6 protein-coding genes are annotated in these 7,320 nt (G+C 75.1%); 3 read left to right on the forward strand and 3 right to left on the reverse strand.

Annotated features, from left to right (window positions below):
• Positions 1-123: 123 nt before the first annotated feature.
• Both ACFW3D_RS41770 and ACFW3D_RS41775 read left to right on the forward strand, forming a co-directional pair.
• Complete coding sequence (locus ACFW3D_RS41770) at positions 124-1,302, forward strand: anhydro-N-acetylmuramic acid kinase (protein ID WP_500513684.1); 1,179 nt, start codon at positions 124-126, stop codon at positions 1,300-1,302.
• 42 nt (positions 1,303-1,344) lie between these two features.
• Positions 1,345-4,203, forward strand: a complete 2,859-nt coding sequence (locus ACFW3D_RS41775; protein ID WP_500513686.1) for an FAD-binding and (Fe-S)-binding domain-containing protein — start codon at positions 1,345-1,347, stop codon at positions 4,201-4,203.
• A gap of 14 nt (positions 4,204-4,217) precedes the next feature.
• Here ACFW3D_RS41775 and ACFW3D_RS41780 read toward each other — a convergent pair whose 3' ends face one another.
• Positions 4,218-4,757, reverse strand: a complete 540-nt coding sequence (locus ACFW3D_RS41780; RefSeq protein ID WP_500513688.1) for a precorrin-3B C(17)-methyltransferase — start codon at positions 4,755-4,757, stop codon at positions 4,218-4,220.
• 199 nt (positions 4,758-4,956) lie between these two features.
• Between ACFW3D_RS41780 and ACFW3D_RS41785 the strand changes: the two genes are divergently transcribed.
• A complete protein-coding gene (locus ACFW3D_RS41785; RefSeq protein ID WP_500513690.1) occupies positions 4,957-5,175 on the forward strand; it encodes a hypothetical protein in 219 nt (72 codons plus the stop codon).
• A 120-nt stretch (positions 5,176-5,295) separates the two neighbouring features.
• On the opposite strand, the gene ACFW3D_RS41790 is transcribed toward ACFW3D_RS41785, so the two are convergent.
• Together ACFW3D_RS41790 and ACFW3D_RS41795 are read right to left on the reverse strand one after the other, a co-directional pair.
• Positions 5,296-5,718 (reverse strand): ATP-binding protein, encoded by a 423-nt coding sequence (locus ACFW3D_RS41790; protein WP_500513691.1) that lies wholly within the window; start codon positions 5,716-5,718, stop codon positions 5,296-5,298.
• Between the two features lie 169 nt (positions 5,719-5,887).
• Positions 5,888-6,964, reverse strand: coding sequence for a hypothetical protein (locus tag ACFW3D_RS41795; protein WP_500513693.1), 1,077 nt, complete (start codon positions 6,962-6,964; stop codon positions 5,888-5,890).
• Between the last annotated feature and the right edge of the window lie 356 nt (positions 6,965-7,320).

Raw genomic sequence — 7,320 nt, forward strand, 5'->3', positions numbered from 1 at the left:
CGGGGGCGCCGGCGCGGGGGGCGCGGGCGCGTGAGCTGCCCTCCGGGGGGGGCGGGCCCCGCGGGGCGCCCCCCACCCCAGGGCACCGCACGACCGCCCCGCACACCAGAGTTGGGAGAAGCAATGCGCGTGATCGGCCTGATGTCGGGCACCTCGTACGACGCCATCGAGGCGGCCGCCGCCGACCTCACCCTGGACGGCGAGACCCTGCTCATGCAGCCGCTCGGTCATCTGTCCGTGTCCTACGCCGACGACCTGCGGGACCTCATCGGCGCGACGCTGCCGCCCGCGACGACGACCACCCAGGACGTCTGCGCCCTGGACACCGGCATCGGCCAGGCCTTCGCGGGAGCGGCGGCACGCGCGCTCGACGAACTGTGCGGGGGCACCGCCGACCTGGTCGTGTCCCACGGCCAGACGATGCACCACTGGGTCGAGGACGGAACCGTCCGGGGCACCCTGCAACTGGGCCAGCCGGCCTGGATCGCCGAGGCCACCGGCCTGCCGGTCGTCTCCGACCTGCGCAGCAGGGACGTCGCCGCCGGCGGCCAGGGCGCCCCGCTGGTCGGGATGACCGACACCCTGCTGCTGCGCGGGCTGCCCGGAGTGCCCGCCGCCCTCAACCTCGGCGGCATCGCCAACATCACCGTCGTCGCCCCCGGCGCCGAGCCCCTGGCCTTCGACACCGGTCCCGCCAACGCCCTGCTGGACGCGGCCGTGCGCCACTTCACGGACGGCGCCGCCGCCTACGACGAGGACGGCCGACGCGCGGCCGCCGGACGCACCAGTCCCGACCTCCTCAAGGTCCTCCTCGACGACCCCTACTACCGCAGGCCCGCACCGAAGAGCACCGGCAAGGAACTCTTCCACCTGCCCTACCTGCAGCGGGCACTGGCCGCCGTGCCCACGCCCGGCACCGACGACGTCCTCGCCACCCTGACCAGGCTCACCGCCGTCACCGTCGCCGACGCCTGCCGGGCGCAGGGGGTCACCAGCCTGGTCGTCTCCGGCGGAGGCGCCCACAACCCCGTGCTGATGCGCATGATCGGCGAGGAACTGCCCGGCGTGACGCTGCGTCCCAGCGACGAGCTGGGCCTGCCCTCGGACGCCAAGGAGGCACTCGCCTTCGCGGTGCTGGGCTTCCTCACCGTCAACGGCCTGCCGGGCACCCTCACCTCGGGCACCGGCGCCCGCCGCGCCACGGTACTGGGCAGCATCACCCCCGGCCTGGCCCCGCTGCGCCTGCCCGAACCCGCTGCACAGCCGCCCCGCCTGCTGCGAATCACCGGCCTCGCCCGCTGACCGCCGCGGGCCCCCGCGTCGTACCGTCGTACCCGAGGAACCATGAGCACCTCCGCCGCCACCCCCACCACCACGTCCCGCACCGCCGAGCCCGGCCCGGCCGCGTGGCTGGCCGACTGCGTCGCGGACCCCTCCCGCGTCTCCACCGACGTGCCCCGCAGGGTCGCGGCCGCCCACGACGCCTCGCCGTACCTCTTCACGCCGCAGGCCGTGGTGCGCGCCGCCTCCGCCGCCGAGGTCGGCGCGCTCATGGCCGGCGCGCGCCGGGCCGGGGTGCCGCTGACGCTGCGCTCCGGCGGCACGAGCCTGGCGGGGCAGGCCGGGGGTGACGGCGTCCTGGTGGACGTCCGTACGCACTGGCGCTCCGCCGAGGTCCTCGACGACGGCCTGCGGATCCGGCTGCAACCGGGGCTCACGGTGCGCCAGGCCAACGCGCGGCTGGCCCGCCACGGCCGCCGGCTCGGCCCCGACCCGGCCAGCGAGAGCGCCTGCACCATCGGCGGGCTCGTCGCCAACAACTCCAGCGGCATGAACTGCGGCACCCGGGACAACGCCTACCGCACCATGGAGTCGCTGCAGTTCGTGCTGCCCTCGGGCACCGTCGTCGACACCGCCGCCCGCGACGCGGACGCCGCGCTGCGCGCCCACGAGCCCGACCTCCACGCCGGTCTGCTCCGGCTGCGCGACCGGGTCCGCGGCTCGGCCGCCTCCCGCGCCACCATCGAGCGGCTCTTCGCGATGAAGAACACCATGGGGTACGGGCTCAACTCGTTCCTCGACCACACCGACCCCGCCGACATCCTCGCCCACCTGATGATCGGCAGCGAGGGCACCCTCGGCTTCGTCGGCGAGGCCGTCTTCCGCACCGTCCCCCTGCTGCCGCACACCGCCACCGGCCTGCTGATCCTGCCTGGCCTCGCCGAGGCGACCGACGCCCTGCCCGCGCTGCTGGCAGCGGGCGCCCGCACCGCCGAACTCCTCGACGCCGCCTCCTTGCGCGTCGCGCAGCAGGCCGCCGACCCTGTCGAGGAGCTGCGCGGGCTGCGGGTCGAACGCCACGCCGCCCTGCTGGTGGAGTTCGCCGAGGACAGCGCCGAAGCACTCGACGCCACCGTGGCCGCCGCCCGGCCCGTCCTGGACCGGCTGCCCGCCGTCACCGGGTCCGCGCTCACCCGGGACGCGGCCGTACGCGGCCGTCTCTGGCACCTGCGCAAGGGCCTGTACACGGCCGTCGCCGGGGCACGGCCGGCCGGGACGACCGCGCTCCTGGAGGACATCGCGGTGCCCATGGAGCGGCTGACCGGCACCTGCGAGGGCCTGATCGGCCTGTTCGACCGGTACGGCTACCAGGACGCCGTCATCTTCGGCCACGCCCGCGACGGCAACCTGCACTTCATGCTCACCCAGGACTTCGACACCCGCGCCGAGACCGAGCGCTACGCCCGCTTCACCGACGCGATGGTCGACCTCGTCCTGGACGCCGGCGGCACCCTGAAGGCCGAGCACGGCACCGGCCGCGCCATGGCCCCCTTCGTCCACCGCCAGTACGGCGACGAACTCTACGACGTCATGCGCGAGCTGAAGCGGCTCTGCGACCCCCACGACGTCCTCAACCCCGGCGTCCTGCTCACCGACGACCCGGCCGCGCACCTGCGCGACCTCAAGAGCGTCCCCCCGGTCGACCCGGCCGTCGACGCGTGCGTGGAGTGCGGCTACTGCGAGCCGGTCTGCCCGACCGCCGACGTCACCACCACGCCCCGCCAGCGCATCGCCCTGCAGCGCGAGATCGCCCTGGCCACCGCCGCTGGCGACGAGGAACGCCGCCGCACCCTGGAGGCGGACTACGCGTACGCGGCCGTCGACAGCTGCGCGGCCGACAGCCTCTGCGTCAGCGCCTGCCCCGTCACCATCGACACGGGCGCCGTCATGAAGCGCCTGCGCGCGCAGCGCCACAGCCCCACCGCCCAGCGGCTCGGCAGCACCACTGCCCGGCACTGGGGGAGCGCCGTCACCGGAGTGCGCGCCGCCCTCAACACCGCCCATGCGCTGCCCACCCCGGTCACCCGCGCGGCCACCGGCGCGGTCCGCAGGCTCGGGGCGACGGAGCTGGTGCCCACCTGGTCCGGCGACATCCCGCGCGGCGGTCCGGCCCGCCCGGCGGCGCGGCACCCCGAAGGGGCGCGGGCGGTGTTCTTCGCCGCCTGCATCGGCAGCGTCTTCGCCCCCGAGGGGGATTCCGGTGGCGCGGCCGCCGCCTTCCTGCGGCTGTGCGAACGCGCGGGCGTCCAGGTCACCGTCCCGGACGGCCTGACCGGCCTGTGCTGCGGCACTCCCTGGCAGTCCAAGGGCTACACCGACGGACACCGCACCATGGCCGGCCGGACCCTGGAGGCCCTGTGGGAAGCGAGCGACGGCGGGCGGCTGCCGGTCGTGTGCGACGCGTCCTCCTGCACCCACGGCCTCGAGCAACTGGCCGACACCCTCCCCGAGCCCGAGCGCGCACGGTTCTCGGCACTGCGGTTCGTGGACAGCGTCGCCTTCACCGCCGAGCACCTGCTCCCCGCGCTGCCCGCCCCGCGCCGTACCGGCACCATGGCCCTGCACCCCACCTGCTCCACCGTCCACCTGGGCATCGACGCCGCCCTCCGCCAGGTCGCGGCCGCGGTCAGCGAAAAGGTCACCGTCCCCGACAACTGGGGCTGCTGCGCCTTCGCCGGGGACCGCGGCCTGCTGCACCCGGAGGTCACGGAGTCCGCGACGGCCGCCCAGGCGGCGGAGATCACCGCCGGCTCGTTCGATGTCTACGCCTCGTGCAACCGAACCTGCGAGATGGGCATGTCCCGCGCCACCGGCCGCCCCTACCGGCACGTCCTGGAACTGCTCGACGAGGCGACCGCCTGACGGGACGGGCGGGCTCAGTGCCCGCCCAGCCCCGGCAGGCACGTCCCGTCCGCGGTGCGCCCGACCACCTCGGCGTACGCCTTCCCCGCCGCGTCCACGGAGCCGTTGACGCAGACCCGACCCTCGCCGCCGCCGACAAGGATGTCGCGGAGGGGGGCGAACCGGGCGCCCCGCAACTCGATCTGAGGTGGCGTCAGCGACAGGGCCCGCGCCGCCGCCGCACGCAGGGCGTCCTGTGAGGTGCCCGAGGCCGCCAGCTTCGTCAGGGCCGCCGCCAGCGCCTCTGCCTTCGGCGCCGCCTGCCGCCGCTGCTCCTCGGTGATCGGCATGGGACTGCGGTAGGCGTGGTTCTCCGCGACCCGCTGGTTCCAGTCGAAGGTGATGCAGGGTGAGGGTTCCGCCGGCGGCGCCTCCGGCGGCGGGCAGAAGCCCTTGCCCGTACGGTCCGCGCCGCCGGCCCGCGGATCGGCTGCCGGGTCGGCGCACCCGGCGACGGTGACCGCGAGAAGGACCAGCCCCAGCGTGCCGACGAGGCGGCGGTGAGCATGCGTCATGTCGCGATCATGCCACGGGCCGTGAGCGCGGCGCCGGGCGGCCTCGCGTCACGCATGACGCGCGAGCACGGCAGCGCGGCCCTCTGACGCCAACCGGGTTTCGCACAAGCTCAGATGAGGCTCAAGTGGGAGGGACAAGCCGCCGTCCCGCGGCTACGATGCAGGTCATGTAGCTGTTGACGCATGGGGGAGAGCTGCTGTGGTCGAACTCGGGATTCTTCTGTTCGTGCTCGTGTCCTTCGTGGCGTATCTGGTCGTCAAGCTCCTGCGCCGTAGCAACCGCCGCACGGAGAACGCCGACGGCCTGCTGATCGAGCAGGCCCGCCGCCGGCAGGCCAGCGACGACCGGTGGACCTACAACTCGGCGTCCGTGCACAACGCCCCCCTCACTCACGACTCGAACGTGTTCCGCCCCTGACGGGCGGCTGCCGCCGGCCGGTCCACAGCGCCGCCAGGGGAGAGCCCCCTGGCGGCGTCCGCCGGTCGCGGCTGCGACTCTCCGGCGGCTCATGCCGCACACGACGCAGGCGGCCCGGATTCACGAGCCCTCCGGCTTCGGGCCGGGCGGCGTGAAGCACGCCGTTATGGTCTTCCCGTGGTGCTGGGGGTGCGTCTGCCAGTGGTCGGCGAGACCGTCCACGATGGCCAGGCCGCGCCCGCCGGTGGCGTTCTCGTCGGCGTCGCGCGGGACGGGCACCCTGTCGTCGTCATCGTGCACGCTCACGTGCAGGCACCGGCTGTCCCAGGTGAGGACGACCTCGGCGTCGCTGTGGGCGTGGACGTGCGCGTTCGTGATGAGCTCCGACACGGCCAGCAGGATGTCGTCCACCGTGCCCGGCGCGTCCTTCGTCCAGTCCAGGGCGGCGAGATGGTCCCGCGTCCACCGGCGGCCGGCGCGCACCCCGCCCGACACGGGGAACGACCGTGCCCAGCCGACGGCCTTCAATGATGAGTCGGCCATCGGAGTGCTCCCTTCTGCTCCTTGACGGCAGAGGTACGCCTACCCCGTCTGCGGCTGCGCATTGCGGTTCGCACGGACCGGTACGGGTTCCCGGGGCGCGGCTCTCCGTCCGCCGGCATGCGGAGGTCCCCGCCGTGGTGCCACGGCGGGGACCTCGTGGAGGCGCGGCTCAGACGGCGGCGCGGGTGCGCTGCTTGGCGGCGCTGATGACATCGGGGCGCCGGCGGTGCTGCCGCTCGTAGTCCATGGTCTGGCGGGCCAGGAGCGGTTCGGCGCCGCGCAGCCGCGCGGTGATCTGATCGGGGCTCATCGTGTCGTAGCCGGGCCAGGGCTGGTTGCCGCGCAGGTTCTCGATGGCGTTCAGGATGCCGACCCGGTCGCCGTGCTCCCGTTCGTAGTCCTCGATCATGGAGAGGTCCGCCTGTGAGAACAGACGCAGCCGCTGGATGATCTCGGCGACGGGGAGCCGGTCGTAGTCCGCGAGCGGCAGGTCCGCGGTGCGGGCCATCGGAGCCTGGGCCCTCGGCGCCTTCCCGGCCGTCCGTTCGGCCGTGCGTGCCGCGGTGGCGGCGTCGCCGTGCGAGGGACGGGGCGCCGGCTCCCCGCCGCCCGACCAGACGGCCTGCAGCCGGTGGGCGGTGGCGCGCAGCGTGCGGACCGCGGCGTCGGCGATGCCGGCCGCGCCGTGGGGACGGTGGCCGTCGCCGGCCGCCGTGGCGGCCAGGGCCAGCGCCTGTTCCTCGACGCTGGCCTCCAGCTCGCGCAGCAGCTGCTCGTCCTGCCGGCGCAGCGTGGTCAGCAGGGCGCCGGCGCGGTCGTCCTGGGCGAGGGTGGCGATGCTCTCGCCGGCGCGGCAGGCGGCGAGCGCCCGGGCGGTGGCGGTGTACTCGTCCTCGGTGTTCTTCAGCAGCTGGTGCTCGTCGGCGTGCGACCCTCCCGGCAGGACGCCGCGGACCATGCGGGCGCCGATGTGCAGCGGCGCCATCGCCGTGCGGAACGCGCCCGCCGACGCGGTCCGGACCATGTCGCCGGTGTCCCGCAGCAGGTGGCGCGGACGCATGTCCCGGACGTGGGTGTCGATGCGGGCGATGTGGTGCTGGGTCTGGGCGGCATGACGTTCCAGGGTCTGCCGATGGGGGCCGACCGGGGTGACGGCCATGTCGGCCCGGAACCGGTCGACCACCGCGGCGTGTGCCTCCCGCACATCCTCGAGCGCGGGTATGAGCGCATCCGTCGTCAATGTCATGCCTGCTCCCTCGTGGGGGTTCGTGGCGGCCGCGGAGGCCGCCCTGGCGTGCGGCGGTGCCGCCTGGTGGGCGGGCACCGGCACCAGCGTGGGCGAAGCGGATGAAGATCGCCCGGCGAGCGGACCCGGCGCGGGGTGTGGGCCAGCGCCCGGAGACCGGTCCCGGAGGACCGCCGGGGCGTGCCCCGGCGGGCGGCCCGGTTGGTCCGTCCAGGTGACGGGCTGCCCGGTGCGACGCGCTCGGCGCGGCTCCGCGCCCGCCTGCGGCCGGGGAAGATCCACCGTCCCGGTCCCGGCCCGCTACGCACGCCGCGGCGGCCGCCGTCACACGTGTAGGCCGGCGCCCCAGGCCCGTA

This window comes from Streptomyces sp. NPDC058864, from assembly GCF_042742985.1.
Taxonomy (GTDB): domain Bacteria; phylum Actinomycetota; class Actinomycetes; order Streptomycetales; family Streptomycetaceae; genus Actinacidiphila.

What these genes read in the sequence shown, in the direction of transcription:
- ACFW3D_RS41770 (WP_500513684.1), top strand. Translation starts at nt 124, where the DNA reads ATGCGCGTGATCGGCCTGATGTCGGGCACCTCGTACGACGCCATCGAG.
- ACFW3D_RS41775 (WP_500513686.1), top strand. Translation starts at nt 1,345, where the DNA reads ATGAGCACCTCCGCCGCCACCCCCACCACCACGTCCCGCACCGCCGAG.
- ACFW3D_RS41780 (WP_500513688.1), bottom strand. Translation starts at nt 4,757, where the DNA reads ATGACGCATGCTCACCGCCGCCTCGTCGGCACGCTGGGGCTGGTCCTT.
- ACFW3D_RS41790 (WP_500513691.1), bottom strand. Translation starts at nt 5,718, where the DNA reads ATGGCCGACTCATCATTGAAGGCCGTCGGCTGGGCACGGTCGTTCCCC.
- ACFW3D_RS41795 (WP_500513693.1), bottom strand. Translation starts at nt 6,964, where the DNA reads ATGACATTGACGACGGATGCGCTCATACCCGCGCTCGAGGATGTGCGG.